Source organism: Pleionea sediminis, assembly GCF_007570825.1.
Lineage (GTDB): Bacteria > Pseudomonadota > Gammaproteobacteria > Enterobacterales > Kangiellaceae > Pleionea > Pleionea sediminis.
Genome location: NZ_SUNB01000001.1, coordinates 144,168 through 168,902, shown reverse-complemented (window position 1 = coordinate 168,902; position 24,735 = coordinate 144,168). Strand labels below are relative to the sequence as shown.

The following is a 24,735-nucleotide window of genomic DNA, read 5'->3' as shown; positions in this document are numbered from 1 at the left end:
AAAGGCCAGTTCGCTGGCCTTTGTCGCATTCAACGTTCACTAATTGGCGTGTCCGAGAGGATTTTTAGTGCTTTTATTTGAATATCGCATTTGAATCCCCATATAGTTACTAAATCAAATCGAGAAGTAATCATTATGTCAGAGAGCGAAACAGTCACAATTGAAACCGTACCCGTTTTACCCTTGCGGGATGTCGTCGTTTTTCCACATATGGTCATTCCTCTCTTTGTGGGACGAAGCAAATCGATTCAAGCACTTGAAGAAGCCAATAGTCGTGGCGATAAGCACATCTTATTGCTGGCGCAAAAAGATGCAGCAACGGATTCCCCTGAGTCGGATGATATTTATACAACTGGTAGCATTGCAAAGATTTTGCAAATGTTAAAACTTCCTGATGGCAATGTGAAAGTTTTGGTTGAAGGCCAAAGCCGCGCAAGAGTAAAAGATTTTGCAGAAAATGATTCGGTTTTATTTGCAGAAATTGAACATCTAGAAGATCCTCTACCTCCCGAATCAGAAGCAGAAGCATTGATGCGTTCTGCTACCGAACTCTTTGAGAGCTACATCAAGCTAAACAAAAAAATACCTCCAGAAATATTGTCAGCGCTGTCAGGTATTTCTGATTTAGGACGCTTAACTGACACTGTCGCTTCTCACTTAACTTTAAAAGTCGATGAAAAGCAAAAAATTATTGAAATCGATGATGTCAAAGAACGACTTGAACATTTAATGGGACTGATGGAAGGCGAGATAGACGTCCTGCATGTCGAAAAGCGCATTCGTGGTCGCGTCAAAAAACAAATGGAAAGGAGTCAGCGTGAATATTATTTGAATGAGCAAATGAAAGCCATTCAAAAAGAGCTTGGTGATGGCGAAGAGTCGACAAAAGAGTTAGCTGAGCTTGAAGAAAAAATTGAACAAGCAGGCATGCCGAAAGAAGCCAAAGAAAAAGCTGATGCTGAACTTAAAAAGTTAAAAATGATGTCTCCTATGTCAGCTGAAGCGACAGTTGTTCGGGGCTATATTGATTGGATGATCAGTGTTCCTTGGAGTAAACGCGGTGACGTTAAAAAAGATTTGATCAATGCAGAAAAAGTACTTGATGACGATCACTATGGTTTAAAAGAAGTAAAAGAAAGAATTTTAGAATATTTAGCTGTTCAACAAAGAGTCGACAAAATAAAAGGGCCGGTATTGTGTTTAGTTGGGCCTCCTGGAGTTGGTAAAACTTCTTTAGGTCGCTCAATTGCTAAATCAACCGGTCGTGAGTATGTAAGAGTGTCTCTAGGTGGGGTAAGAGACGAAGCTGAAATTCGTGGTCACCGACGCACTTATATTGGCTCTATGCCGGGCAAAGTTATTCAAAAAATGGCAAAAATCGGAGTTAAGAATCCACTCTTCTTGCTTGATGAAATTGATAAGATGGCATCTGATATGCGTGGTGATCCCTCGTCTGCATTATTAGAAGTTTTAGATCCTGAACAAAACAATACTTTTAACGATCATTATCTTGAAGTTGATTATGACTTGTCTGAAGTAATGTTTGTGTGTACTGCCAACTCAATGAATATTCCTGAGCCATTATTGGATCGTATGGAAGTGATTCGTATTCCGGGTTATACCGAAGATGAAAAACTTGCAATTGCAGAACGTTATTTAGTTCCGAAGCAAATGGAAAGCGCCGGTCTGCAAGAGAATGAACTACTTATTCATAAAAAAGCGATTCGTAAAATCATACAACGATATACCAGAGAAGCCGGTGTTCGGTCACTCGAGCGAGAAATAGCTAAGATATGTCGCAAAGTTGTCAAGAATTTAACGCTAAAACCAAAAGATAAGAAGCAAGTTGTTTCAGAAAAAAATATTGAAAAATATTTGGGTGTTGAAAAGTATGATTTTGGCAAAGCGTCTGAAGAACATCGTGTTGGTCAAGTAACAGGCTTAGCTTGGACACAAGTGGGTGGCGATTTATTAACAATTGAAGCAATGGCAACGCCTGGTAAAGGTAAAACTCTTTTTACCGGACAACTGGGTGATGTTATGCAAGAATCGATCAAAGCGGCTATGACAGTTGTTCGTAGTCGTGCGAAACGTCTTGGTATTGATGCCGATTTTTATGAAAAATTAGACATTCATGTTCATGTTCCTGAAGGTGCAACACCAAAAGATGGTCCTAGCGCAGGTATTGGAATGTGCACTGCATTAGTTTCGAGCTTAACTGGTATTCCAGTTTTGTCGGAAGTTGCCATGACAGGAGAGATTACTTTGCGCGGCGAAGTGCTCAGAATTGGTGGATTAAAAGAGAAGCTTTTAGCTGCGCATCGAGGTGGAATAAGAAAAGTATTAATTCCAAAAGATAATATGCGTGACCTCGAAGAAATTCCGAAAAATATTAAAGGCGATTTGGAAATTATTCCTGTAAAGTGGATCGACGAAGTTATGGAGGTCGCATTTTCTGAATCTCCTGTAAAAATAGAAGACGAGAAAGTTGTTACCGATTCGACTGTTTTAACGAAAGATGAATCAAGCGAAACGATTAACAAAGCGCATTAATTATTATCGCTAAAAAAATTAATATTGCTTTGCACTAAATACTTGCAATTAAATAATAAATACGCGAGTTCGAATTTCTATTGTGTAAATTGGTTAAAGAACCGTCGAAGCTGTGAAAAATTGAGCGCTAGGCCGCATAAATACTGGCTTCAGACGACAAGTTGCTTGACAGTCAATTTATCCAATTGGTATAAAGTTCGCTCGCACTTCGGTCGGTGGTGTAATAAAGTGAATAATACATCCAACGACTTTTAAACACACAACAATTACAAGGGGAAGTTGAGTGAATAAATCAGAATTGATTGATGCAATTGCAGCTGGAGCGGACATTTCAAAAGCGGCTGCAGGTCGAGCCTTAGACGCAACCTTAGACTCAATTACAGAATCATTACGCAAAGGCGATCAAGTCGCACTTGTTGGCTTTGGTACGTTCAGTGTAAAACAGCGTGCAGCGCGTACTGGCCTTAATCCACAAACTAAAGAAAAAATTCAAATTCCAGCAGCAACAGTTCCTGCATTTAAAGCTGGTAAAGCATTAAAAGACGCGGTAAACTAGCGCGCCTTTGTTGGGCGCTTAGCTCAGTTGGGAGAGCATCGCCCTTACAAGGCGAGGGTCACTGGTTCGAGCCCAGTAGCGCCCACCAATTTTTGGGTGGGATATGTTCAGTTTTCGAAAAGTCGTGAATTGAATAACTGATTTAGGAGCGGTAGTTCAGCTGGTTAGAATACCGGCCTGTCACGCCGGGGGTCGCGGGTTCGAGTCCCGTCCGCTCCGCCAGTAAGTGAACGCGCCTTTCGGGGCGCGTTTTTTTTATCAACATTAATTATTAGAAAGCAAGAATCACTCAGGTATCTCGTTATGATGGAGAGTATTCGGACGGGCGTTCAAAAGCCTTGGTTCAAATTTGTATTAGCAATAATCGTAATTTCATTCGTATTTGCGGGTTATTTTACGTCAAGCGCCGGCGGAACAAGTGCTGAAGCTATCGCGACGGTAAATGGTGAAGAAGTTACCGGTAGTCAGTGGCAAAATGCGATCCAATCGGAATCAGCTCGATATGGTGAGCAATTCGACGCAATGTTTCCGACTGAGGAGCGAAAAAAGCAATTTCGATTGAATGTTCTTGATAAGTTAATTAATGCGGAACTAGTGTCTCAAGAAGTTTCTGATTTGGGTTTCCGTGCTTCTCCCAGCCAAATACAAAAACGAGTTAAAGAAATACCTGTTTTTCAGGAAAATGGAAGCTTTTCTACAGCAGCTCTTGATCGATTTCTCGTTCAGCGTGGGTGGACCAGAAATTATCTTCAAGGATTAATAGCTGATGAAATTACCCAATCGCAATTTGTTAATATCTTTAGTTCTACCCAGGTAGCGATGCCCTATGAAGTTGAAACTCGAGTGGCACTTGAGCAACAGCAGCGCTCGGTGAAAGCTCTTGTTATCGAGGCGAAACCTTTCGAAGAAAAAGTTTCGTTAACTGACGAAGAGATTAATACTTACTATCAGAATAATTTAGGTAATTATGAAATACCGGAAAAGCTCTCGGTTCAATATATTGAATTGAAAGTGGATGATTTGAAAAAAGATATTCAAATCCCTGATGAGAAAATTTCAGAGTATTACTCTAATAATCAAGAGCTTTATCGCGAAGAAGAAGAGCGCCGAGTCGCTCATATCCTCATAAAAACTGATGAGCGTTCCGACGAGGAAGCACTAAACACAATCAATACTCTAGCACAACGTATCGAGAGTGGAGAAGACTTTGCAGAAGTGGCTAAAGCTGAATCCGAAGACTTTTCTGCTGAACAAGGTGGTGACCTTGGCTTCGTTGGACGAGGTGTAATGGATGGAGAGTTCGAAAAAGCAATGTTTGAACTCGCGCAAGCTGGTGATGTATCGGCTCCTGTTAAGACGGAGTTTGGATATCACTTAGTCAAGTTACTTGAAGTTAAAGAAGGTGAAGTACGAGCTCTTGAAGAAGTAAAAGATGAAATTGCGAATCGACTCAAAACAGATGAGGCAGAGAAGCAGTTTTATATTAAGAAAGAAAAAATTTCGACATTGGCATTCGAAAACTATCGCTCACTGTCTCCCGCCGCTGCCGAAGCTAGCTTAGATATTAAAACCAGTGACGCTTTCCCTCCTTCTGGTGGAGATGGTGTATTCGCTAATCAAGACGTTGTCAGTGAAGCCTATAGTCAACCTGTATTAATGGATGAGCGCAACTCCAGAGCGATTGAAGTTTCTGAAGGTCATCTTATTGTTATGAGAAAAGCTGAGCATACTCAGAAGCGGACTAAATCTTTAGAAGAAGTTAAAGAAGAAGTTACTACTGCACTTAAAATTGATAAGTCTCGTGAATTAGCGAAGCAGAAAGGAGAAAGTCTTGTTGCGAAACTAAATGATTCTGAGAATATTGATGATGAGATTGCTGAATTGAATGCTGAGTGGAAAGTTGGTGAAAAAGTTCGCCGAAACTCATCGGAGCTTGGATTCGATATCACTAGAGTGGCATTTAAGGCACCAAAACCGGTTGATGGTAAGCCTGTTGCTGTTGGAGAAGAATTACTAAGTGGCGACTTTGCTGTTGTGCAAGTAACAGAAGTTATCACTCCAGAAACAGCTAAGTTGACTGAGGCTGAAAAGAAACAGGCTGAGTCTCGAATTCGCCGTTCTATGCAAGAAATTGGATATCAGGCAATTATTGATGCCGCAAAAGAAAACGCCGACGTAGTAAAGTTCCAAGAGCGTATTGAGCAACAAAATTAATCTAGTATTTGTCTGAGAAAAAGCCGGGTTTTCCCGGCTTTTTTGTTATTTTTAAATTTCCTCTCATCAACTTCACCGACCTCTTTATTAGTTCTTTTCAATCATACTATGTCAAGGTAACATGCCGTTATTCTGCCATGCGCAATAGAGGTTAATGATTATGGTTATTAAACCAAAAATTCGTGGATTTATTTGCACTAACGCTCATCCGGTAGGTTGCGAACAAGCCGTTAAAGAGCAAATCGATTTCGTAAAATCTAAAGGAACTTTAGAGTGCCCTAAAAAGGTGCTGGTTATTGGATGTTCTACGGGTTATGGATTAGCTTCCCGAATTACCGCTGCTTTTGGAGCTGGAGCGAAAACGCTGGGCGTTTGTTTCGAAAAAGAGCCATCTGAAAAGAAGACAGCAACAGCAGGTTGGTACAATACTGCGGCTTTTCATAAGTTTGCTCAAAAAGAAGACTTATATTGTAAAACAATAAATGGTGATGCTTTTTCTGATGAGTGTAAAAAAGAAGTCATCGATTTGATCAAGTCAGATCTAGGCGAAGTCGATTTGGTGGTTTATAGTTTAGCTTCTCCTCGAAGAAAAGATCCTAAAACCGAAACCGTTTATAATTCTCAGTTGAAGCCCGTTGGCAACTCGTATACTACTAAAACTTTTGATACTTCTAAGGAAGTTGTTCACGAAATAACCTTAGACCCCGCAACGGATGATGATATAAAAAATACGATTAAAGTGATGGGCGGTGAAGACTGGGAATTGTGGATTGAAGCTCTGAATGATGCTGGCGTTTTAGCTAAAGATTGTCGAACCACCGCCTATACTTACATAGGAAAAGAGTTAACTCGTCCAATTTATGGTGATGCAACTATCGGTAAGGCGAAAGAAGATTTGGATCGAGCGGCTGCTCAGTTAAATAAGCAATATTCAAATATTCATTTAACAGCTTATGTGTCGTCTCTTAAAGCAGTTGTGACCCAAGCGAGTTCTGCGATTCCAGTTATGCCGTTGTACATTTCTTTGATGTTTAAAGTGATGAAAGATGAAGGATGCCATGAGGGAGTTATAGAGCAAATTTATGGACTCTTTGATAAAATGCTTTTTGCTGATAATCCATCGGTTGATGAAGTAAACCGGCTAAGAATGGATACTGTAGAAACTAATGACGCCATTCAATCAAAAATTAAAGAAAAGTGGGATATGGTGACAACTGAAAACTTTTCGGAACTTGGTGATTACAAAGGCTACCATCTCGATTTCTTAAAGCTTTTTGGATTTGGCTTTGAACAGGTAGATTATGAACAAGATGTCGATCCAGTTGTTGATTGGTCATGAAAAAGCGGCTTAGCCGCTTTTTAATCTTCTCTTGGCCAATGGCAGGTGACACGATGTCCCTTCAAAAATCGCGTTTTAGGCACTTCATCAATACATTTTTCTTCTGCATAGGAGCATCTCGAGGCAAAAACGCAGCCTGATTTTAAATTGGCGAGTTTTTTAAACTCAGGATCTATCTTTTTAAACTTATAATTCACAGTATGACGATATGAAGGCGTGCTCGATAATAGTTTACGTGTATAAGGATGTTTTGAGTGGTCAAATATTTGGTCGACTTCTCCGTATTCCATCAGTTTTCCGCGGTACATTACCAATACTTGATCGCTGATATGTTCAACAACGCCTAAATCATGAGAAATGAACACATAAGATATTTTTAACTCTTCTTGCAAATCCATCAATAGATTGAGAATTTGAGCTTGAACTGAAACATCGAGTGCGCTTAATGGTTCATCGGCAACAATGACATCCGGATTTAATATAAGGGCTCTTGCTATTGCGATGCGTTGTTGTTGTCCACCGGAAAACATATGAGGAAATCGACTAGCATGTTCCTCTCTTAACCCAACTCTTTTTAGTGCGTGCTTTACCGCGAGTTTTCGATCATGACTACTCAAGTTGGTGTTTATTTTTAACGGTTCCTCTAATGTTGTACCTATCCGGGCATGAGGATTAAGTGAGCTATAGGGATTTTGAAAAACCATCCGAATTTTTTTGAATTGTTTTTTTTGATCACTTTTACTGAGTTCGAAAACATCTTGTTCTTCGATAAATATTTTTCCAGTTGTTGGATTATCACAACCAACCAATAATCGTGCTAAAGTTGATTTTCCAGAGCCCGATTCTCCCACAATAGCTAATGTTTGGCCGCGTCTTAATTTAAAACTAATATTATCCAATGCAAAAATATTTTGTTGTCTAAATCCTAGTGATGAATATTTATAGGTTTTAGATATGTTCTCAACGGATAAAACCAGATCAGTCATTGGCTCGATCCCTCTGATTGATTTTCTTTTTCCAGAGGAAAGTGGCAACGCACCAACCCATGTTGATCAATTTTTTCTAACCTTGGAGGCTTAACGCACTCTTTCGCTGCCTTTGGGCAACGGGGGCCCAGCCGACAACCCACCGGTAAGTGATCTATCGCAGGAATTGTCCCTTTAAGAGAATAGAGTCGTTGGCCCATATGGTGACGTTCTCCAATATGAGGAATGCTATCCAATAAAGCTCTGCTGTATGGATGTCGAGGATTTTCGAGTATGCTTTCCGTTGGAGCATTCTCCATGATTTGTCCGCTGTACATTACGCATACACGTTGCGTACTCTCAGACATCAATGCGAAGTCATGGGTAATGAGCATGAGTCCCATTTCGCGCGAGCGGTTCAACTCAAGTAGTAATTCGATGATTTGAGATTGTATTGTAACGTCCAGTGCTGTTGTTGGCTCATCAGCGATTAAAAGTTTTGGCTCTGCTGCAATTGCCATTGCAATCATAACACGTTGATTCATTCCTCCTGATAACTGATGAGGATATTGTTTTAAACGTAGCTCTGGTTCATTGATACCAACAGCATCTAAAAGTTCTCGAGCACGTTGTTTTTGCTTTTTTGGACGTCGAATTCCATGCAGTTCGATGGTTTCCATTAATTGCCTTCCGATCGTAAAGCAAGGATTCATACTGGTTTGCGGCTCTTGAAAAATAATACTGGCATTTTGAGCAACAAATAGTTTTCGTTGCTCTTCTGTTAGTTTCATTAGATCTTGATTATTAAGACTTAAATAATCCGCTTTAAGTGAGGCATTTGGTGCTAACAGGCCCATAATTGCCAGAGCTAGCATACTTTTTCCCGAACCTGACTCACCAACAATTCCCAACACTTCGCCGCGTTCCATTCGAAGAGAAACTTTGTCCAATACTGTTACAGGGCCTTTGTGAGTGGGAAATTCGACACTTAAATTTTCGATGTGAAGGAGTTTCATTATGAACCATCCTTTGGATCGAGAGCATCACGCAGACCATCACCAACAAGGTTAATACTTAACACGGTAATTAAAATCGCTACTCCAGGAATTGTCACTGTCCATGGGGCGAGCTGAATATAATCGCGTGATTGTGACAAAATAGTCCCCCATTCAGGGTTCGGCGGTTGAGCACCTAGTCCTAGAAATCCAAGGGCTGCTATATCGATAATTGCAGTAGAAAAAGCGAGGCTAACTTGAACAATTAATGGCGGAAGAATATTGGGTAAGATCGAGTGAGTAAATAGTCGCGCTTTATTTGCTCCGTCAAGCCTTGCCGCGACTACATAATCTTTATTCATTTCTTCTTTTATTGAGGCTCTGACAATGCGAACGAAGTGTGGAATTAAAACAATGGCTACTGCGTATATTGCATTTGGTAAACCTGGACCTATGATCGCAATGATCACAATGGCAAGTAACAAAGATGGAACAGCTAAAATTATATCCATTAGCCTTAAAATGCTGAACTCAATGAATCCTCGGCTAAGTCCTGCAATTGCACCGAGCAAAATACCGAATATCGCAGCAATGAACACGACAACCGCAGACAACCCTAAAGATAGCTGTGATCCATAAATAATACGTGAAAATACATCTCTTCCGAGGTCGTCAGTTCCAAAAATAAATTCGCGGTTTCCGTCGTCAGTCCAGGCTGGAGGTTTTCTTAAAAACTCTGGAAATTGTTCTGCAGGATCATAAGGGGCAATAATCGGAGCAAACACAGAAGCAATTAATATAATAAGTAAAAAAAACAATCCAAGCATTGCACCTTTGTGTTGACGAAACTGACGATTAAATTGTCGCCAACGACCAGGTATTGGTATATCTTTATAAATCTTAACTTCGATCATTCCGGGCGCCTCATTCGAGGATTAATTGCCGCGTAAAGTAAATCGACAGTTGCGTTGATTAGAATGACAAATACGGCTATTAACAGTACACCACCTTGGATACTGGGATAATCCCGTCGAAAGATTGCTTCGACCATCCATTTTCCAACACCTGGCCAGGCAAAAATTGTTTCAGTTAAAATCGCACCCGTTAACAGTACGCTCGATTGAAGTCCTAGTACGGTGACTAATGGAATAAGTGCGTTTCGTAAAGCATGCACCCAAATAATTTTAAAGTTACTCACCCCTTTGGCTTTTGCTGTCAAAATATAGTCGGCGGATAGAACTTCAATCATTGCAGAGCGAGTCATTCTTGCAATAACAGCAAGAGGTACTGTGGCTAAAACAACTGAAGGTAAAATCAGGTGAAGCAATGCGTCATAGAATGCAGCGAATTCATATTTAGGATAAGCCAGTAAAGTGTCTATTAACATGAAGCCGGTAACGGGTTCAATATCAAAGACAAAGCTAATTCGACCAGCGACAGGTGTTAGGCCTAAGTTGAGAGAAAATAAAAGGATTAATAGCATACCCCACCAAAATATTGGCATGGAATAACCAATTAATGAACTGCTGATAACCAGATTATCTATCCAGGTGTTTTTGTTAACAGCTGCGAGAACTCCTGCACCAACTCCAAAGACTAAAGCAATTAAAATAGCAAACAAACTGAGCTCTATAGTTGCAGGAAAAAAAGTAAAAAACTCTTCCAAAACGGAATGATTGGTTACTGTAGAACGTCCTAAGTCTCCTTGAAGAACATCTTTTATGAAAATTAAATATTGTCGCACTAATGACTCATCAAGCCCGAGTTCTTGGTAAGCGTTTTCATATTGCTCCGTTCCGGGTGTCAAGTTTCCATAATGTAAAATTACCGGATCTCCAGGGACAAGTTGAGCAAGAGAAAAAAAGATAATGGTTATGCCAGTGAAGCTTAATATTAAAATTGTAAGCTGCTTGAGAAGAATTTTAATCATAAACGCATATCACTCTCTCGTCGTGGCTCAAGTTTGACGCCGCTGAAAAATATCCCTCCAGTTAATGGAATCGTTAAATTTTTTACTCGATCATTAACAATTAAGTTTTGTTGGGTATGAGCGATAGTTAGCCAGGGTGCTTCACGTTTAAAAATTTGTTGTGCTCTTTGGTACAGTTTTGCTCGCCGAGCTCGGTTGGAAATCACTTGTGCATCTTTAATAATGGCATCAAATTCTTCATTACACCAGAAAGCAGAGTTTTGTCCGGGAATCGTCGCTTCGCAACTTAATAGCGAATTAAAAAAATTGTCGGGATCGCCATTATCTGCAATCCAACCCTGTAGAGATGTTATATGTTCGCCTGACTTTACTTTTTGTAAAAAGGTTCCAACTTCGTAAGTAATGATATTGGCTTTAACACCGACTTCTTTTAGATCTTGTTGAATAAGTTCAGCCGTTTTTATTGCATTGGGATTGTATGAGCGCTGCTCTGGAAATGCCCAAATATCTATTTCAAAACCATCTTCGAAGCCCGCGCTAAATAGTAAGTTCCGAGCGAGCTGAGGATTGTATTCATAATATTTTACTTCGTCGTTGTAAGACCACATGCCTGGTGGAATGGGGTTTTTAGCTTTAAGCGCAGAGCCATAATAAACCGCCTCAAGTATTGCATCTCTATTAATGGCATGATTTAGAGCTTGCCGAACTCGACGATTATCGAGTGGAGGCTTGCGAGTGTTAAATGCCCAGTAAGCGATGTTTAATCCCCGTTCCGTAACAATCTTGAGAGATGATTCTTCATCCAGGGCTTTTAAATGAATGGGCAGTGGATTACTCATTACATCGCATTCACCAGCAGTAACTCGAGCAAATCTCAGTGAGGGATCGGGTGTAATTGCAAATACTAAATGCTCAATAGGTTCTTTCCCGCGCCAATAATGTTCGAAAGCCTTATAGCGAATAAATGCATCGACCTGATAACGGACAAGCTGAAAAGGGCCAGTCCCGATAGGGTATTGAATAATGTAGTTCTTGCGGTCAGTTTGTTCTAACACGTTGGCGTATTCAGCCGACATAATTGAAGTGAACTCCATAGCAAGAACTGAGATAAATGGGCTAAATGGACGCTCTAATTCGAATTCAATGGTGTGCTGGTCAATTTTCTTTATCGACTTGATAAGTGTATTCAAGCCTTGGAAATTAAAGTAAGAATAATCACGGTTGCCAACGGAATGAAATGGGTGTGATTTTTCTTTTTGTCTCATGAAGCTAAATATTACGTCATCGGCATTAAAGTTACGTGTCGGTTGAAAAAACTCATTACTGTGAAACTGCACATCTTCACGTAAATAAAATCGGTAAACAGTGCCGTTGTTTCGGATTTTCCAGCGCTTAGCAAGAGATGGAGTTATTTCTGTAGTACCACGTTTAAACTCTACGAGTCGGTTATATACTTGGCGGGCGGAAGCATCAAATGCAACTCCAATCGTAACCGTGTGAGGATCGAAACTATCCGGGCTGCCCTCTGAACAATAGACAAGTGTTGTATCAAATGCGTCAACATTCATAGCATTTTGATCACACCCAGCTAATAACAACTGAGCAAGTACAAGAGTTGTGGTGGACAAGATGTATTTTACTTTGCCTGTTAACAACATTGTTTAATAAGTCAACCGTCGAGTAGTTTGTATTTTTTTAAATAGCCTCGGAGTTGATGATACGTCAATCCGAGCAATTCTGCAGTTTTCTTCTGGTTAAACTGCGCATGTTCAAGGGCATTTTGAATAATTTGTACTTCTGTCGATTGCATTAAATCTTTCAAGTCTATAGGAAAAGATACATCGGATGTCGAGCTCGGCGATGGGCTTCGTGCATTGGTGTTTGATGATTGAGTTTGATTTCTACTAATGGGCCGATAAGGAGAATCGAAAGGGTCCAATACTATTTGCTCAACAGGACCTTCTTGATCACTTAAGTAAAGGCTACGTTCAATGGCGTTCTTCAACTCCCGAATATTTCCTGGCCAAGTATAGGACTGAATCTGCTCTTCAGCTTCAGACGAAAAGCCAGGAAATCGCGACAAACCCATCTCTAAACTCATTTTAACTGCAAAATGATGAGCCAAAAGCGTTAAATCCTCTTTTCTTTCTCGCAACGGTGGAAGCGTAAGAACATCAAATGCGAGGCGATCCAGAAGATCATGTCTAAATTTGCCTTTATCTGCCAAACTTGGTAGATCTTCATTTGTCGCGGCAACGAGTCGAACATCGACAGAAAGCGTTTTATTGCCACCCACTCTCTCGAATTCTCCGTATTCGATAACACGCAGAAGTTTTTCTTGAATTAACGGGGAGGAGGTTGCGAGCTCATCAAGAAACAAGGTTCCGCCATCGGCAAGTTCAAATCGGCCGGCGTGACGTCCCTTAGCGCCCGTAAATGAGCCTGCTTCATGGCCAAACAATTCTGACTCTAACAGGTTTTCGTTAATGGCTGCGCAGTTAAGTTTTATGAAAGGTTGGTCCCATCGTGCAGACAAATAGTGAATGCGTGATGCGATAAGCTCTTTTCCCGTACCTCGTTCGCCAACGACTAAAGCAGGCCGATTGAGTGTCGCGATTCGAGATACTTTTTCCAGACATTCTAAAAAGCTGGAGGACTCACCAATTAAATTGTCTGGCTCTCGACGATTCATCAAAAATTCTTTGGTTAAATTCACAATTATTTAGTTAATTTAACCTTATGTAGAATTAGATTACCAGAATTAAATAAAAAACTTATTGTTTAACAGAGTGTTATGTTGAATTTAATTTGGCATGTATCTTGTAATACTCATGAATAGTAGGTCAATTGATTAGAGGAATGGTGAGGTAGAATGATGAACGCGCTGAGTGGGAAGAAGTTGCCTTCGACAATTAAACTGGTTGTCTTTAAGCAATGGGCGAGTGGATTAATGGCTCTGTCCGGCATCTCTCTTTTTCTTTTATCGTTGGTATTTGATAAGCCTCTTGAGGCAGAATATGTTGATTATTTTACTAACCCAATACGAGTTTTATTTGAGCCGTTACCACAGCGTTCTCAAACACCTAACTGGAGTCCAAGTTTATGAGCATTTTTTCTCGCTTTGCAGACATCATTAATTCGAATATGAATGCTTTGCTCGATAAAGCGGAAGACCCTCAAAAATTGATACGAATGATAATTCAAGAAATGGAAGACACATTGGTTGAAGTTCGTACTGTTTCAGCAAAAACTTTGGCAGACAAGAAGGAACTCCTTAGAAAGCTCAATTGGCTTGAGTCTGAAATCCAAGATTGGCAAGAAAAAGCTGAACTCGCTGTATCAAAGGAGCGAGAGGATTTGGCAAAAGCCGCCCTCAACGAAAAGTACAAGCTGGAGAGAGATTTATCGGAATTATCTTCCCAATTGCAAAAGCTTGACGACTCACTTGGCAATCTCACTCAAGAGATCAATCAACTTCAAGATAAACTGGTTGATGCCAGAGCGCGCCAACAAACCATCGAGATGCGTTTTAATACTCAGCAGTCGCGCGTAAAAGTTAATCGAAAGCTCTATGACTCCAGCTCGTCGAATGTTGTTCAGAGATTTGAACAGTTTGAAAGAAAACTTGATGAGTTAGAAGCGGAGGCCGAGAGTTTTAGAACGGTAAGCTCACGAAACTTAAAAGCAGAAATTAATGATCTAGAATCTGATCAAAAGGTAGATGATGAATTAAAAGCTTTAAAAGAGAAAGTGAAAAATCGGTAGCTTAAATAGGTATATTTTTGGAGGGAATATGTTCGACACCGTATTAGTATTATTTTGCATATTTGCAATTATTGTCGGTCCTTACTGGCTAAAACTTCATTATAAAGAAAAAAAAGAGAGTAGGAATATATCTCCGGATACCGAGTGCGATTTGAAATCTCTTGATCAATTAGCAACCGATTTGCAACATCGAGTGAAAGTGCTTGAGTCTATATTGGATAATGAATCACCCGACTGGAGGAAGAAATATGGCTGAACCCTTTCTCAATCATAGATTATATCGTGATCCGAAAAACGGAAAAGTGTTCGGTGTTTGTGCAGGAATTGCTTCTTCATTTGGATGGGAAACTTGGGCCGTTCGAGCAAGCGTCTTAGCATTTGGTTTAATGACTGCTTTTGGTCCGGTTGTCATTGCTTATTTAGTCGCCTTTTTTGTTTTGGATCCCAAGCCATCCAATGAAGTTTCCTCAAGTGGTAGGGCCTCTCGATTCAGCGATCGAGTTGCTGAAGCAAAGAGTACTTTTGAAAGAAAAAAAGAAGAAAGTGAAAGTATTTCTTATGGCGAAGTTTCAGCGAAATTAAATCGATTAAAAAAACGTGTTGAAAACTTAGAAGCCCATGTAACGTCTGAACAATTCACCCTTGAGCGTGAATTTGAGAAGATGAAAAACGACTCTTAAAATCTCTTTAAAAACCCTGGTCCGACCTGTCTAAGAACCCCGAATACCTTTATGTAACGTTGGTTAAAAAAAAGGCATTTTTAATTACGTTTCATAAAGTTATTCAAGGGCGTGCTCATTGACTCTCAGGTTAATAGTGTTTATATTCGATTCGAATCGCGAAACTCGTTTTGCGAGGTTCGTCATTTTCTTTCAAAAACAAAGAAAATTGTCTGAATTTTAGTCGTTAACAGCAGGCGCTGGGGTCTGATTAAAGATTAGACGTAATTGGGGCAGTTTGAAGGTTAATAGCAAACTGTAATATCCAGCATAACTTTCATAGCAAACTCAGGAAGTAACATGCTAAATAAAAAAATATCATGTGTTTTCACTGTCTGCCTGGCAACTCTTTTGGGTTGTTTTTCAGGGACATCTTTTGCGGGCAAATTGGAGCCCTCTATTCAAGTCGAGATGAAAATCGACAAGTCGGCGCAAGCTACTCAAAAGCAAATTGATCGATTGGCGGAAGATACGCTAGACATCAATGCAGACTACAAGTCTGTGCTAACGCAAATTGAAGATTATAAAGCTTACAATATGCGTCTCGAGCGCGCTATTAACGAGCAACAGAAAGAGATGGATTCTTTGCAGTCGCAAATGAATACAATCGATGAAACTGAGCGCGGTCTTCTTCCGTTAATGGATGAAATGATCGACATGCTAGCTGAATTTGTTGAAGCGGACGTTCCTTTTAAGAAAGAAGAACGTTTGAATACGGTTGACCGTTTGCGCACAACAATGCTTCGTGCTGATGTTTCAACTTCTGAAAAGTATCGACAAATCTTGACTGCTTATACTACTGAAATCGCTCAAGGTAATGCGGTTGATGTGTACGAAGGTCAACAAGAAATCGGTGGTGTCGAAAAGCAAGTTGATTACATTCAATTTGGTCGTACAGCACTGATGTTTGCCAGCCGAGGCGAGCCAGCGATGGCTGCTATTTGGGATAAGAGTGCAAAAGATTGGAAATGGCTTGAGGGTGATCAAGTTACTTTTGTTCGAGATGCAATCAAAGATATCGAGATGAAACAGAAAAAATTAATTGTAGTTCCTGTAGCTACAGCGGAGAAAGGATAATGAAAATGAATAAAACAATCCTAACTTCATTATTAGCTGCTTTTGTGTCTCTCACTCAAGTGACACAAGTTGAAGCTGCAGATTCCCTCGATACGTTACTCAATAAAGTAAAAAATGCTCAACGCATTGAGTCGAAAGAAAACCGCGACCGACTCCAACGTTTTCGTTCAGACAGAGGTCGTCAACAACAATTGTTGAATGACGCTAAGGCCGAGTTAGCAAGACTTGAAACTCGTGCTGATGAGCTGAAAAAGCAGTTTGATACCAATGAGGTTGTCTTGGGTGAAATGTCTGAGCAGCTAAGAATTAAGTTGGGTAACTTAGGTGAAGCTGTGGGTGTTGTTCGTCAAGTTTCTGCCGATGCAGCTGCAACTGTCGAAAACTCGCTAGTTAGTGCGCAAAAGCCGAATCGCCATAAGTCACTTGAAGAATTAGCTGGTAGAAAGGAAATTCCGACAATTCCTGAACTTAGAGAGTTGTGGCTCCAGTTACAGACAGAAATGACCGAGCAAGGAAAAATTGTCCAGTTTGATGCGACATTACTTGATAAAAACGGTAGTGAGGTTAACAAACCTGTGACTCGTATCGGTACATTTAACTTGATTGGTGACGGGGAGTTTTTAACTTACAACCGAAAAACAGGCAATATCGAGGAACTCGCAAAGCAACCTAAAAATCCGAGTGGTGTTACCTCTTACATAGGAAATTTCCAATCTGCTAACGGTTTTGCGTTGTTTCCAATCGATCCTTCCAAAGGAACGATTGTAGAAAGAGAAAAAGATCGTGAAACTTGGGCTGAACGCGTTCAAAACTACGCTGGTGTTGTCGGTGTGGCTATCATCATCGTTCTAGGCCTTGGCTTGATTATTGCGCTTGAACGTCTTGGCGTGTTGAGTGCTACTGGTGCGAAAATGCGTAAGCAAGCCAAAACTTCAACGCCAGGAAACAACCCATTGGGTCGCGTTATCTCTGTTTACATGGCAAATAAAGACGACAGTTTTGAAAATCTGGAGCTGAAACTTGATGAGGCGGTTTTGAAAGAGCTGCCAAAACTTGAGACTCGGGTTTCAATTATCAAGATATTTGCCGCTGTATCGCCGTTGATGGGACTACTAGGTACCGTTACCGGTATGATCGAAACCTTCCAGGGTATAACTCTTTATGGTGCTGGTGACCCATCTGTTATGGCTGATGGTATTTCATCTGCATTGATTACAACTGTATTGGGTATTGTTGCTGCAATTCCTCTTATTCTTCTACATGCTTTTGTTTCTGGAAAATCAAAAAGCTTAGTACATATGTTAGAAGAACAGTCTGCTGGGTTAATTGCACAACACACAGAAGGCAAGTAATTATGGGGTTGTTAGACCTTTTTAATGACTTTATCGATGCCGGCGGTCCAATATTATATTGGGTCGCAGCGGTACTCTTCGTGATGTGGACATTAATTTTTGAGCGTCTTTGGTATTTCAGCTTTGTGTTTCCAAAAGAAGCTCGTCTTATGATTGCGGAGTGGGATAATCGGTCAGACACAACATCGTGGAAGGCTCGAAAAATTAGAGAAGCTTGGATTTCACAAATGTCTGAGAAGTTAAATTGGGGTGTTGGTTTTATAAAAACACTCGTTGCTATATGTCCAATGATTGGCTTGTTAGGAACAGTAACTGGAATGATTACTGTATTCGAATTAATGGCTTTATTTGGAACCGGTGATCCTCGGGATATGGCATCAGGCATTACTCAAGCGACGATTCCGACTATGTCAGGAATGGTTGCGGCACTCTCAGGTCTTTTTATCTCTTCTCGATTAGAGTTTATGGCGAAAGTAAAGTCTGAGCAGTTAGCTGACAAAATGCCTCAACACTAAGGTTATATCTTATGGCAAAACAAGTTGCGAAAAGAAGAGAAGAAGAAGCTGAAATTGACATGACACCGATGCTTGATATCGTGTTTATCATGTTGATTTTCTTCATCGTGACGGCATCTTTCGTAAAAGAAGCAGGTGTCCAAGTTACGAATCCTACGGCTGTTACGGCAAAAGAAAGACCCGATGCAAACGTTTTTATTGCGGTCACCAAAGAAGGTGAAGTGCACATTGATAATAAAAATATCGATGTTGACAAGTTGAAGGTCGAAATTCAACGCATTATGGCTGAAACACCTTTTATCTCGATTGTTATCCAAGCTGACAAAAGCTCTAAAGCCGGCGTGGTAATGAAAGTTCTTGATGCTGCAAAAGCTGCTGGCGTTAAAGGTGTTTCGGTAGCCGCAACGAGGAGTTAGATTATGCAAAGAGTATTAATAGGCTTGGTTCTCAGCGGTGGCATAACATTTGGTTTATTTATTTTAATGTCTTTCCTTGTTCGTGGTGGTGATGGAGAATTCCAAAAGAAAGAGTACCCCAACGTCGAGTACGGAAACGTTGAAATTGAACCTGAGGTTAAACGTAAAGAAAGACGTACACCCAAAAAGCCGCCACCACCTGATGAGCCTCCACCACCAGAAACTCAGCAAGTTTCTAAAGTGACTAACCCTAATATTCAACAAATGAATATTAAGATGTCGAAACTAGACGTTTCGGTAGGCGCGGGCGGTATGTTTATCGGAAACATGGAACAAATGATGTCTCAGGATGGTGAAGCCATTCCTATGGTTATCATTCAACCTCAATATCCGAGAAAGGCCGCAATGGAAGGAATCGAAGGGTATGTAAAGTTTAAGTTCACGGTAAAAGCGGACGGTTATGCGAAAGATATTGAGATAATTGACGCTAATCCGCGACGGATTTTTGAAAGAGATGCTCGTCGTGCCATTTATAAATGGAAATTCAAGCCTAAAGTAGTTGATGGTAAAGCGGTTGAGCAACCAAATATGTATTATACGATGGAATTTAAACTTGACGGTTAATTTCTGTCGTCGCTAGTTTTGTTGGTTTGTAGAAATACAAACTGATAGAACTGGCTAAAGGCGTAAAGAAAGACTCTTTGTATAAAGGTTTGTAAAACCTAAGAGTGTACTAAAGGTGATCATACAAGTTAAGTGGACGTAAGTTTCTTAACTTGTAAATGTAAGAACAGATCTTCACTCGATAAAGAAAAGATAAATTAGTGAAGAGAACGTATTGGGTCAGACAGATGAAAAAATCTTTAAAGGTATTGTTCGCAACATCTTTTGCTATGAGTGCACTTACTAGTGTTGCTTATGCTGCGGAAGAAAATGCAGCGCCACCAAAACCACCGAAGAAAGTTGTTGATATCGACACTCGCTATACAAAGAGCTGCCGATCTTTGGGGGCTAAACAAGAACCAGAAAAGCGTCCATTTAAAGCTGTTCCTCAGGGCGTTCATAAGCGTATGAATCGTGCTATGGAGCTTATGGGCAAAGATGATATGCAAGGAGCCCTAGAAATACTCAAAGGTTTGTATGAAAGAAATAGCAGCAGCAGTTTTTTGAAAGCTCTTTTGGCACTGAATCTGGGCCAAGTCTATATCAATCTAAATCAAAATGCTCAAGCGATGCGCTATTTTGAAATTGCGTTGGAAGAGAAAGCTCTCCAAGTGCAACGAGAGCAGAATGCTCGTTTGTTACTCGCTAACTTTAACTACAGCGAAGAAAATTATTCTCAAGCATTAAAGTTTCTTAATGATTGGTTCTCTTATGAAAAGGAACCAGCCAGTACAGGTTATTTATTACTTGCTGGTATTTATATGCAACAAGGCAAAATAAAAGAGTCGGTATGTCCTTCCTACATGGCAATTAAATCGGCAGACGAACACAAAAGAAATATCTTTACTATTTTGCTAAGTGCTCATAATGAATTAGGTGATAAGAACGGTACGATTAAAATTGCGCGAGCGATGGTTGAAATTTGGCCTGAGAATGTAAAAGAGTGGCGAATGCTTGCCTCTTTATATGCTAACAACGAACAATATGAAAGAGCCTTAGCTGTTTTCGCTCTTATGTATCGTCAAGGTATGTTTAGCGAGAAAGACGATTACAGACAACTTTCTTCTCTTTACGCAATGCAAAGTATGCCTTTTGAAGCTGCAGAGATGTTGAAAGAAGGTATAGAGAAAGGCGTCGTAGAGTCTAATGAGAGGAATTGGAAGGCTGTTGCGCAAAATTATCACGCATCGAATGAATATATTAAGGCTGTCTCTGCGTATGCCGAAACTGCAAAGTTTGTTGATGATGGTCAATACGACTTAAAACAAGGTCAGTTGTACGGATCTGCTGAACAATGGAAAAATGCAGTGCGTGCTTATGACCGAGCGATCAGTAAAGGGAAGTTAGAGGATACGGGGAAGGCTATTTATGAAAAGGGCATAGCCCAATACTACTCTAATGATCTTAACGCTGCGATAGCAACACTTGGCGAGGCTAAAAAATATAAGAGTGTGAAACAACGAGCTACTCGTTGGCAAACTTACATTGAAGGCCGAAAAGAAACTCGAGCTCAGTTAGCCGAAAATTAAAGAAAAGGCCGCTTATGCGGCCTTTTTAATGACCTCTTTATCATTGTAAACACTCTAAAGTTCCTACCAAATTATCTCTACTATTTGTTTCCTAATTTAATCAAATGCTTTAAAGCTAAAGCATTGTTCTATCGGATTTTGAACACTGTTATCATATGAAGCAATTAAGATTTCTTAACGCTAGTTTAAGTGAAAGGTTCTTTTCATGTGGAAGCTCGTGTTCATTTCCGGTTATTTTCTGAAAATGAAAGGAATATTTAGTACTAAAAGTATATCTAGTATTAATGTTTACTTATTTTAAAGAGAGAAAAACTACACTGGGAATAACAAAATTCTAAGAATCAATCTTATTCATACCGAAGAGCATCTATAGGTTTTAAATTTGCGGCTTTAGCGGCAGGAATTATGCCGAATAGAACGCCAACAGCGGCTGAAAAACAGAAAGCCAGAGTAATAGCCCAGAAAGGAACTGCTGCAGGAGGAAAGTTTGGAATCATTGCTGAGGCCGCTATTCCTAAACCATATCCAATGATAATACCAACGACTCCTCCCAATACTGACAAAACCACAGCTTCAATTAAAAATTGCAGTAGAATGTGATGTCTTTTTGCTCCGATAGCTTTGCAAATACCTATCTCACGTGTTCTCTCAGTTACAGAAACCAACATAATGTTCATTATGCCAATGCCGCCAACGAGTAGGGATATACTGACAATACCGCCAAGAACAATCGTTATACCATCTATAATTTTATTAACTGAGTTACGAAGCTGCTCGGGCGTTTGTATTTTAAAGTCATTGACATCATCTGGAGCTAGACGATGATTTCTCCTAAGTATCCGTGAAATATTTTCTTCAACTTGGTTCAATGAATTTAAATCAGAAAGCGAAAGTTGAATCTGTATAGGGGCTGTCGATTGTCTTCCGATTAGACTTCTCATCGTTGAAAATGGCATAAAAGCGGTGTTATCTTGATCGAATCCAAAGAGTTTTCCTTTGGATTCTGTCACTCCTACGATTTTAAACCACTCACCACCGACTTGGATAAATGTTCCTATTGGATTGTCACTTAACTCCAAAGAGTCGATGAGTGATGGACCAATTACAATGACTCTTCGTCTTTTATTATTGTCATCAAAAGTAAGAAACCGTCCTTTATCCATGTATAAAGAGTTTACCTGCCTATAAGTTGCAGTAGTTCCAATGACTTGCGATGTCTCAATTTGAGAGCCAAATTTTACTTCTCGAATTCTGCCAAAGCCAAAAACTGTTGGGGTAATTGAGTTTATGTCGGTAATCGTATTTGATATGTCTTGATAGTCTCTTAATGTGATTCGCGCGATCTTTCCTTTCATCGCATCTTCTATCGGTGTATCTGCTGAAATTGTTAAAGTGTTCGAGCCCAAGTTCTCAAACTCAGCATTGATGGAATAAGAAAGGCCTTGTACAACTGAAACAACAGCAATGACGCTAGCGACGCCAATGATGATTCCTAGTGTCGTTAAAAACGAACGGAAGCCATGTGCGCGAATTGCTTGGAGTGCCGATCGAAAACTTTCAGCAATACTAAACAGCATGAGAGTCCTCAATTATAGTGCCATCTTGCATTCGAACGATGCGTTGGCAATGTGCAGCAATATCATTTTCATGTGTGACCATTACGATTGTCTGTCCTTCGTTGTGTAATTGGTCGAAAAGCTTCATTATTTCTATACTTGTTTGGCTATCTAAATTACCTGTGGGTTCATCAGCAAGTAATATCGATGGCTTTGTTACTAAAGCTCGCGCAATCGCTACTCTTTGTCTCTGCCCACCCGAAAGCTCATTGGGTAAATGGTTCATGCGGTCTGTCAAATTCACTTTATTCAGTGCTTCAGTCGCGAGTTTTTTTCTGTCTTTTAATGATACACCCCGGTAAATGAGTGGCTGCATCACATTCGATAACGCAGTTGCTCTCGGTAATAGGTTAAAACTCTGAAAAATGAAGCCAATTTCTTTATTTCGAATATCTGCTAAAGCTGACTCTTCGAGCGTAGCGACATTATTATCATTGAGACAGTAATCACCATAAGTCGGCGTATCTAAACACCCTAATATATTCATCATTGTTGATTTACCGGATCCCGAGGCTCCAATGAATGCAATATATTCATTTTCTAAAATGTTCAATGTAATATTATTTAAAGCCCGGACCGTCTGTGCACCCATCGTGTAGTGTTTACTGATTGACTTTAATTGGATTAATGGCACCGTTTACTCCGCTTCAACAACGTTAACAGTTTCACCATCTTTTAAGTGTCTAAGGATTCGGTCAGGACCGGATACGACTTGAGCATCTTTATCAAGCTTTGACAGTATTTGTTGGTAGCTATCATCAGAAATTCCCGTCTCAATAGGAATTTTGCGTGCAACGCCATCTTCTATAATAAAAACATGATGTTTTATTATATTCTCCGAGCGCACTTCCTGAGAAATAATTGATTTTATTGGTAATGAACGCACGGGTTGAGTTGAGTTGGTAAATATTTCAGCACGGCAGCTCATTCCTGGCTTTAATTGGATCTCTTCGCTAGAAAGAATTTTCAGTTTAACTAGAAAACTTAAACCTTGCCTTCCGGAAACTGTTCTTGCTGAGGTTGCTATAGATTTAACTTCTGCGTCGATGTGGTTATCGGGATAAGCAATGGCCACAATTTTTGCTGGCTGACCGACTTTAATGTCGGCAACGTCGGCTTCATCAACAAAAACCTCCGTTAACATGCTATCTGGGTCCGCAATCGTCATTAATGAAGAACCGGCTATATTAGTTGTACTCGCAATAGCTGTTTCACCTTCTTTGATATCGAGAGAGGTAACCTTGCCATTGATAGGAGATAGCACTCGCGTTTTCTTGAGTTGATCTTCTGCTTGAGAGAGTAGGGCTTTTGTTTGTCGTAATGATTCAGTGGCTGATTTAACATTTATTCGAGCTAATTCGAGCTGACTCGTAAATTCGTCGAAAGCATCGTCATCTAAGAGCTTTTGCTCATGCAGTCGCTTTTTTCGTTGCCATTGTCTCTCGTATTTTCTGAGTTGAATTTGCTGCTTTTCAATATCAATTTTTTGCATGCGCACGGCAGCTTGTCTTTGTTCCACTGTGGCTTTAAAGGTTTCGTCATCGAGCACCAGTAATAATTGATTTTTTGATACAAAGTCGCCTTCTTTAACAAGAACTTGCTTTACTTTAGCGATAACTTCAGTGGTGAGTCTAACTTGATCTTCATGAGCTAAACGACCCGAGGCGAGGACTGCTGTTTGGATTGCTCGCATTTCAGTTGCCACTACATTAACTTCTTTTGTAGAGTCTGTTGTTACCTTTTTTATAAGAGGAATACCTACGATAACTGACAGTATTCCCATAAATATTAAGAAGTTTTTCATAACAGTATGATGAGAGCCCAGACTCCATTAATCAGAATAAAAGGGATAAATCCAATTATGATTCCGGTAGTTAATGAAGTTTTTGCATAAACTTTGTAGCCCAGTCCGGATATAATTGATATCCAGATATAGCTAAGGTCAAAATTGGTCATAAAACTGTACCAAATATTGTCTGGTGCTATATTGAACAATAAGTCGTTAATATTAAGGCCTTTTAATAGCGTTTGGGAAATTTGGCTACTATCAGAAATGGCAATATGAGCAAATCCAACCAAGGTAGGAACGAGGCTAACAAGGTTTGACCAACAAGCAATGTTAAATGCGTCGCCAAATCTCAGGTTATCATTGCGAATGTTTGAAACGATTAAGAAGTACAAGGCAAAAAGACAAAAGAGTAAGGGTAAAAATATCACCATCGATCCTACCATTCCATACATCATTTTATCTTTGCCAATTGATAAGTATAGGTTGATGGCTTGTTCCTTTTGAGCAGAGCTTAAGTCTTTGTCACTAATCTCAACTGTTCGTTCAATAAACCATTGAAAATCAACTGATGAAAAGTAGAAATACATTAGGAGTATCGTTGAAAGTATTATAGTGATTAAAGGAAACCAGGCCCTTCCTTGAGTTTTTATCGACTCGAAAGCTTGAGTTGGAGACGTAAAAATTTGACCGACAGTGGTCATTAATCCTGCATTTTTGTCCATAGTTACTCCCATTAATCCAG

General features: G+C 40.0%; 24 protein-coding genes and 2 tRNA genes. 16 read left to right on the top strand and 10 right to left on the bottom strand.

What is annotated here, in order from left to right; all coding sequences use genetic code 11:
- Positions 1-135 precede the first annotated feature (135 nt).
- The 6 genes from lon (at position 136) to fabV (ending at position 6,662) form a co-directional block, all read left to right on the top strand.
- Entirely contained in the window at positions 136-2,553 is a 2,418-nt protein-coding gene (gene lon, locus FAX86_RS00545) for an endopeptidase La (RefSeq protein ID WP_144391391.1), read from the top strand.
- A gap of 283 nt (positions 2,554-2,836) precedes the next feature.
- Entirely contained in the window at positions 2,837-3,109 is a 273-nt protein-coding gene (locus FAX86_RS00540) for an HU family DNA-binding protein (protein ID WP_144391390.1), read from the top strand.
- 12 nt (positions 3,110-3,121) lie between these two features.
- Positions 3,122-3,197 (top strand) — tRNA-Val (locus FAX86_RS00535).
- A 57-nt stretch (positions 3,198-3,254) separates the two neighbouring features.
- Positions 3,255-3,331 (top strand) — tRNA-Asp (locus tag FAX86_RS00530).
- Between the two features lie 81 nt (positions 3,332-3,412).
- Positions 3,413-5,323: a SurA N-terminal domain-containing protein gene (locus tag FAX86_RS00525; RefSeq protein ID WP_144391389.1), complete on the top strand. Its 1,911-nt coding sequence runs from the start codon at positions 3,413-3,415 to the stop codon at positions 5,321-5,323.
- A 160-nt stretch (positions 5,324-5,483) separates the two neighbouring features.
- Positions 5,484-6,662 (top strand): enoyl-ACP reductase FabV, encoded by a 1,179-nt coding sequence (fabV, locus tag FAX86_RS00520; protein ID WP_144391388.1) that lies wholly within the window; start codon positions 5,484-5,486, stop codon positions 6,660-6,662.
- A 20-nt stretch (positions 6,663-6,682) separates the two neighbouring features.
- Here the strand turns inward: fabV and FAX86_RS00515 are convergent, their stop codons facing one another.
- Genes FAX86_RS00515 through pspF form a run of 6 tightly spaced genes read right to left on the bottom strand, consistent with a single transcriptional unit; the run spans position 6,683 to position 13,244 of the window.
- Entirely contained in the window at positions 6,683-7,648 is a 966-nt protein-coding gene (locus tag FAX86_RS00515) for an ABC transporter ATP-binding protein (RefSeq protein ID WP_144391387.1), read from the bottom strand.
- On the bottom strand, positions 7,645-8,643 hold the full coding sequence (locus FAX86_RS00510) for an ABC transporter ATP-binding protein (RefSeq protein ID WP_144391386.1): 999 nt from the start codon (positions 8,641-8,643) through the stop codon (positions 7,645-7,647). Before FAX86_RS00510 ends, FAX86_RS00515 begins: the two co-directional genes overlap by 4 nt.
- Entirely contained in the window at positions 8,643-9,536 is an 894-nt protein-coding gene (locus tag FAX86_RS00505) for an ABC transporter permease subunit (RefSeq protein WP_144391385.1), read from the bottom strand. The genes FAX86_RS00510 and FAX86_RS00505 overlap by 1 nt, the downstream gene beginning before the upstream one ends.
- Positions 9,533-10,552 carry an ABC transporter permease gene (locus FAX86_RS00500; protein WP_144391384.1) on the bottom strand — a complete coding sequence of 340 codons (1,020 nt, stop codon included), beginning with the start codon at positions 10,550-10,552 and terminating at the stop codon, positions 9,533-9,535. The genes FAX86_RS00505 and FAX86_RS00500 overlap by 4 nt, the downstream gene beginning before the upstream one ends.
- Complete coding sequence (locus FAX86_RS00495; protein ID WP_144391383.1) at positions 10,549-12,210, bottom strand: ABC transporter substrate-binding protein; 1,662 nt, start codon at positions 12,208-12,210, stop codon at positions 10,549-10,551. Before FAX86_RS00495 ends, FAX86_RS00500 begins: the two co-directional genes overlap by 4 nt.
- An 11-nt stretch (positions 12,211-12,221) precedes the next feature.
- Positions 12,222-13,244: a phage shock protein operon transcriptional activator gene (pspF, locus tag FAX86_RS00490; protein ID WP_144391382.1), complete on the bottom strand. Its 1,023-nt coding sequence runs from the start codon at positions 13,242-13,244 to the stop codon at positions 12,222-12,224.
- Positions 13,245-13,424: 180 nt separating this feature from the next.
- Here pspF and FAX86_RS00485 point away from each other — a divergent pair, with 180 nt between their 5' ends.
- From FAX86_RS00485 to FAX86_RS00440, 10 genes are all read left to right on the top strand, one after another.
- Positions 13,425-13,658 carry a hypothetical protein gene (locus tag FAX86_RS00485; RefSeq protein ID WP_144391381.1) on the top strand — a complete coding sequence of 78 codons (234 nt, stop codon included), beginning with the start codon at positions 13,425-13,427 and terminating at the stop codon, positions 13,656-13,658.
- Positions 13,655-14,317 (top strand): phage shock protein PspA, encoded by a 663-nt coding sequence (gene pspA, locus FAX86_RS00480; RefSeq protein WP_144391380.1) that lies wholly within the window; start codon positions 13,655-13,657, stop codon positions 14,315-14,317. The genes FAX86_RS00485 and pspA overlap by 4 nt, the downstream gene beginning before the upstream one ends.
- Before the next feature lie 28 nt (positions 14,318-14,345).
- Positions 14,346-14,573 carry an envelope stress response membrane protein PspB gene (pspB, locus tag FAX86_RS00475; protein WP_144391379.1) on the top strand — a complete coding sequence of 76 codons (228 nt, stop codon included), beginning with the start codon at positions 14,346-14,348 and terminating at the stop codon, positions 14,571-14,573.
- Positions 14,566-14,997: an envelope stress response membrane protein PspC gene (pspC, locus tag FAX86_RS00470; RefSeq protein WP_164503407.1), complete on the top strand. Its 432-nt coding sequence runs from the start codon at positions 14,566-14,568 to the stop codon at positions 14,995-14,997. The genes pspB and pspC overlap by 8 nt, the downstream gene beginning before the upstream one ends.
- A 339-nt stretch (positions 14,998-15,336) precedes the next feature.
- Positions 15,337-16,113, top strand: a complete 777-nt coding sequence (locus FAX86_RS00465; protein WP_144391377.1) for a DUF3450 domain-containing protein — start codon at positions 15,337-15,339, stop codon at positions 16,111-16,113.
- 5 nt (positions 16,114-16,118) lie between these two features.
- Entirely contained in the window at positions 16,119-17,465 is a 1,347-nt protein-coding gene (locus FAX86_RS00460; RefSeq protein ID WP_164503406.1) for a MotA/TolQ/ExbB proton channel family protein, read from the top strand.
- Between the two features lie 2 nt (positions 17,466-17,467).
- Complete coding sequence (locus FAX86_RS00455) at positions 17,468-17,980, top strand: MotA/TolQ/ExbB proton channel family protein (RefSeq protein WP_144391375.1); 513 nt, start codon at positions 17,468-17,470, stop codon at positions 17,978-17,980.
- 11 nt (positions 17,981-17,991) lie between these two features.
- A complete protein-coding gene (locus FAX86_RS00450; RefSeq protein WP_144391374.1) occupies positions 17,992-18,396 on the top strand; it encodes an ExbD/TolR family protein in 405 nt (134 codons plus the stop codon).
- Between the two features lie 3 nt (positions 18,397-18,399).
- Complete coding sequence (locus FAX86_RS00445) at positions 18,400-19,020, top strand: energy transducer TonB (RefSeq protein WP_144391373.1); 621 nt, start codon at positions 18,400-18,402, stop codon at positions 19,018-19,020.
- A 227-nt stretch (positions 19,021-19,247) separates the two neighbouring features.
- Entirely contained in the window at positions 19,248-20,588 is a 1,341-nt protein-coding gene (locus FAX86_RS00440) for a tetratricopeptide repeat protein (RefSeq protein WP_144391372.1), read from the top strand.
- Between the two features lie 347 nt (positions 20,589-20,935).
- On the opposite strand, the gene FAX86_RS00435 is transcribed toward FAX86_RS00440, so the two are convergent.
- From FAX86_RS00435 to FAX86_RS00420, 4 genes are read right to left on the bottom strand one after another with little or no spacing between them, the layout of a single operon-like run.
- Positions 20,936-22,165: an ABC transporter permease gene (locus tag FAX86_RS00435; RefSeq protein WP_144391371.1), complete on the bottom strand. Its 1,230-nt coding sequence runs from the start codon at positions 22,163-22,165 to the stop codon at positions 20,936-20,938.
- Positions 22,155-22,838, bottom strand: a complete 684-nt coding sequence (locus tag FAX86_RS00430) for an ABC transporter ATP-binding protein (RefSeq protein WP_246128467.1) — start codon at positions 22,836-22,838, stop codon at positions 22,155-22,157. The genes FAX86_RS00435 and FAX86_RS00430 overlap by 11 nt, the downstream gene beginning before the upstream one ends.
- 3 nt (positions 22,839-22,841) lie before the next feature.
- Positions 22,842-24,008 carry an efflux RND transporter periplasmic adaptor subunit gene (locus FAX86_RS00425; protein WP_144391370.1) on the bottom strand — a complete coding sequence of 389 codons (1,167 nt, stop codon included), beginning with the start codon at positions 24,006-24,008 and terminating at the stop codon, positions 22,842-22,844.
- On the bottom strand, positions 24,005-24,715 hold the full coding sequence (locus tag FAX86_RS00420; RefSeq protein WP_164503405.1) for a YIP1 family protein: 711 nt from the start codon (positions 24,713-24,715) through the stop codon (positions 24,005-24,007). Before FAX86_RS00420 ends, FAX86_RS00425 begins: the two co-directional genes overlap by 4 nt.
- Positions 24,716-24,735 lie beyond the last annotated feature (20 nt).

Excerpts from the sequence above, each read along its gene's own strand:
- lon (WP_144391391.1), top strand. The coding sequence starts at position 136 with ATGTCAGAGAGCGAAACAGTCACAATTGAAACCGTACCCGTTTTACCC.
- FAX86_RS00525 (WP_144391389.1), top strand. The coding sequence starts at position 3,413 with ATGATGGAGAGTATTCGGACGGGCGTTCAAAAGCCTTGGTTCAAATTT.
- fabV (WP_144391388.1), top strand. The coding sequence starts at position 5,484 with ATGGTTATTAAACCAAAAATTCGTGGATTTATTTGCACTAACGCTCAT.
- FAX86_RS00515 (WP_144391387.1), bottom strand. The coding sequence starts at position 7,648 with ATGACTGATCTGGTTTTATCCGTTGAGAACATATCTAAAACCTATAAA.
- FAX86_RS00510 (WP_144391386.1), bottom strand. The coding sequence starts at position 8,643 with ATGAAACTCCTTCACATCGAAAATTTAAGTGTCGAATTTCCCACTCAC.
- FAX86_RS00505 (WP_144391385.1), bottom strand. The coding sequence starts at position 9,536 with ATGATCGAAGTTAAGATTTATAAAGATATACCAATACCTGGTCGTTGG.
- FAX86_RS00500 (WP_144391384.1), bottom strand. The coding sequence starts at position 10,552 with ATGATTAAAATTCTTCTCAAGCAGCTTACAATTTTAATATTAAGCTTC.
- FAX86_RS00495 (WP_144391383.1), bottom strand. The coding sequence starts at position 12,210 with ATGTTGTTAACAGGCAAAGTAAAATACATCTTGTCCACCACAACTCTT.
- pspF (WP_144391382.1), bottom strand. The coding sequence starts at position 13,244 with ATGAATCGTCGAGAGCCAGACAATTTAATTGGTGAGTCCTCCAGCTTT.
- FAX86_RS00485 (WP_144391381.1), top strand. The coding sequence starts at position 13,425 with ATGATGAACGCGCTGAGTGGGAAGAAGTTGCCTTCGACAATTAAACTG.
- pspA (WP_144391380.1), top strand. The coding sequence starts at position 13,655 with ATGAGCATTTTTTCTCGCTTTGCAGACATCATTAATTCGAATATGAAT.
- pspB (WP_144391379.1), top strand. The coding sequence starts at position 14,346 with ATGTTCGACACCGTATTAGTATTATTTTGCATATTTGCAATTATTGTC.
- pspC (WP_164503407.1), top strand. The coding sequence starts at position 14,566 with ATGGCTGAACCCTTTCTCAATCATAGATTATATCGTGATCCGAAAAAC.
- FAX86_RS00465 (WP_144391377.1), top strand. The coding sequence starts at position 15,337 with ATGCTAAATAAAAAAATATCATGTGTTTTCACTGTCTGCCTGGCAACT.
- FAX86_RS00460 (WP_164503406.1), top strand. The coding sequence starts at position 16,119 with ATGAATAAAACAATCCTAACTTCATTATTAGCTGCTTTTGTGTCTCTC.
- FAX86_RS00455 (WP_144391375.1), top strand. The coding sequence starts at position 17,468 with ATGGGGTTGTTAGACCTTTTTAATGACTTTATCGATGCCGGCGGTCCA.
- FAX86_RS00450 (WP_144391374.1), top strand. The coding sequence starts at position 17,992 with ATGGCAAAACAAGTTGCGAAAAGAAGAGAAGAAGAAGCTGAAATTGAC.
- FAX86_RS00445 (WP_144391373.1), top strand. The coding sequence starts at position 18,400 with ATGCAAAGAGTATTAATAGGCTTGGTTCTCAGCGGTGGCATAACATTT.
- FAX86_RS00440 (WP_144391372.1), top strand. The coding sequence starts at position 19,248 with ATGAAAAAATCTTTAAAGGTATTGTTCGCAACATCTTTTGCTATGAGT.
- FAX86_RS00435 (WP_144391371.1), bottom strand. The coding sequence starts at position 22,165 with ATGCTGTTTAGTATTGCTGAAAGTTTTCGATCGGCACTCCAAGCAATT.
- FAX86_RS00425 (WP_144391370.1), bottom strand. The coding sequence starts at position 24,008 with ATGAAAAACTTCTTAATATTTATGGGAATACTGTCAGTTATCGTAGGT.
- FAX86_RS00420 (WP_164503405.1), bottom strand. The coding sequence starts at position 24,715 with ATGGACAAAAATGCAGGATTAATGACCACTGTCGGTCAAATTTTTACG.